Annotated in this window: 1 protein-coding gene; it reads left to right on the top strand. The window is 47.0% G+C overall.

All coding sequences use genetic code 11. The features are described 5' to 3' along the window. Positions 1 to 147: 147 nt before the first annotated feature. Positions 148 to 1758 carry a hypothetical protein gene (locus HJG40_RS14715; RefSeq protein WP_215864888.1) on the top strand — a complete coding sequence of 537 codons (1611 nt, stop codon included), beginning with the start codon at positions 148 to 150 and terminating at the stop codon, positions 1756 to 1758. Positions 1759 to 1916: the final 158 nt, after the last annotated feature.

Genomic DNA, 1916 nt, shown 5'->3' on the forward strand with positions numbered 1-1916 from the left:
CCACGGCGGAACCAATCCTAACGCGAGAGAAAACAGCTCTTCAGGGACCATCAGCTAACTCCAATTCAGGGCACGACCGCTCCACAGCATTCTACCCCCTACCCACTCAATCTGACGAAGAGCCGCGACAAGTATAAATGGTCAAAATTGAAACAGGCGGTGGACTATGACCAAGATAGAGACTTTGCGGAGCTTGCCAAGCGCAAGCCAACTAATAGAAGTGTCGATGAAAACGACGGCAGAACTGGAAGTATTGCCGGAAGCAATAGCGAAACAGATAGCCGAGAGCTTAGAGCCGATGGAGAAAATGGCGCAAGCCTTGGATCAGGGTTTGGATACCCATCGGGCGATCATACAGCCATTAATACAGGCAGCCGTGGAATCACTGCAGGAACAGATGCAGACGCTTTCACAGGACAAAGTAAAGCGGTCAGCGATGATGGCGAAGGAGCAGCACAAGAAAGCGATGCAGATGGACAAACAGATGCAGGGTTGGATGAGAGAAGCCCAAAATTCACGGAAACAGAAAGCCGAGATGCAGGCGCGGATTCAAAAATTGACGTTGAGGTTTTGGATAGCGTCGGCATCAACAGCAACATTGTTGATCATGATAGCACTGATTCTGGGAATGTTACCGTAACGGCATGGAATAGCCGATTCAAAATAAAATCCGCAAAGCGTCGGGCTAAGCAAGATTCATCTGATATGCAGGCGAAATATCAACAGGTGCGAGATGATGCGCACATGGCCGATCTGGTCGCTTACATGGAATCGGTCGGGTTAGAGGTAAAAAAAGATGGGGTGAAAGATTGGGTGGTGGATGACCGTTACCGCGTAACGAAAAAGCCTGACGGTCATTTTGTCTGGTGCACATGGGACCAAAGCAGGGGTGGCGATGGAATAGCTTTCTTGAGGGATGAAATGGGTTTGACCTTTGAGCAAGCCATTGCCGATTTATCAGGTTCTTCAATTACGCATAAGACAAAAAGAATCGTAATGTCTCATAATAAACTGATCAGTCCACCGCCTCGGAGTAAAGACCGCGATGCCATTACTGCCTATTTGGAATCCAGAGGCATCAGTAAAACAACGGCAGGAATGGCTCATACTAGAGGGTTTTTGAAGTTTGTGGATTACAACGGAATCCCGGCTGCGGCCTTTTGTGGCAATGGCAATGGCTCATTACGCTCAATGACGGTCAGGCTTACTCAACCGATCAAGTCATTTGATGGTGAAAAAGAGCTGACAAAGTTGGATGTAAGGCACTCCGATAAATCGTATCCCGCGATATGGCGTGGCGATCACCCAAGTACCGTCTGGGTCGTTGAGGGTGGCGTTGATGCACTGGCAGCGATTGAATGGCATAGGGCATCTAAGAAGCCGATACCCACCATCATTGTCAGTGGTGGCGCTGGCGTTAGTTCTTTCTTGAACCAGCCGCATGTGCAGAAAATACTGAAAGAAGCTGATACGGTTTATGTGGCGATGGAGAATGAGAAAGACCAAGAGACACAAGCCAAAACCGATGCTGCCCATGAAAAGCAGATCGATAAACTATGTGATCTGGGATGTGAAAAGGTCATTGCATGGATGCCACCAGTCGGCACTAAAGACCTTGCAGATGCATGGAAAGCAGGGGTGCTGCCTGATCCACATGATGACGCACATGATCAGTCTGATAACAGCGATGATGTGCTGATGTTGCCAAATGAAGTGGCTGAGGCGGTTGAGGCGATGGCACCAGTCATGCGTGATTAAAGCTTTTGAACAGAAATAAAATCACTTTTTTTCAAAATTTTTAAAAAAATAAAAATACTATCATTGATTTTATTAGGTTTTTCGGTCATCTCTCGATGCAAATGCATATGCATTTGCATAAAATTGGATGCTTTTGAGATGAGACGTTACAGCTCAAA

It is taken from the genome of Acidithiobacillus concretivorus, from assembly GCF_018853445.1.
In the GTDB taxonomy this organism is placed as follows: domain Bacteria; phylum Pseudomonadota; class Gammaproteobacteria; order Acidithiobacillales; family Acidithiobacillaceae; genus Acidithiobacillus; species Acidithiobacillus concretivorus.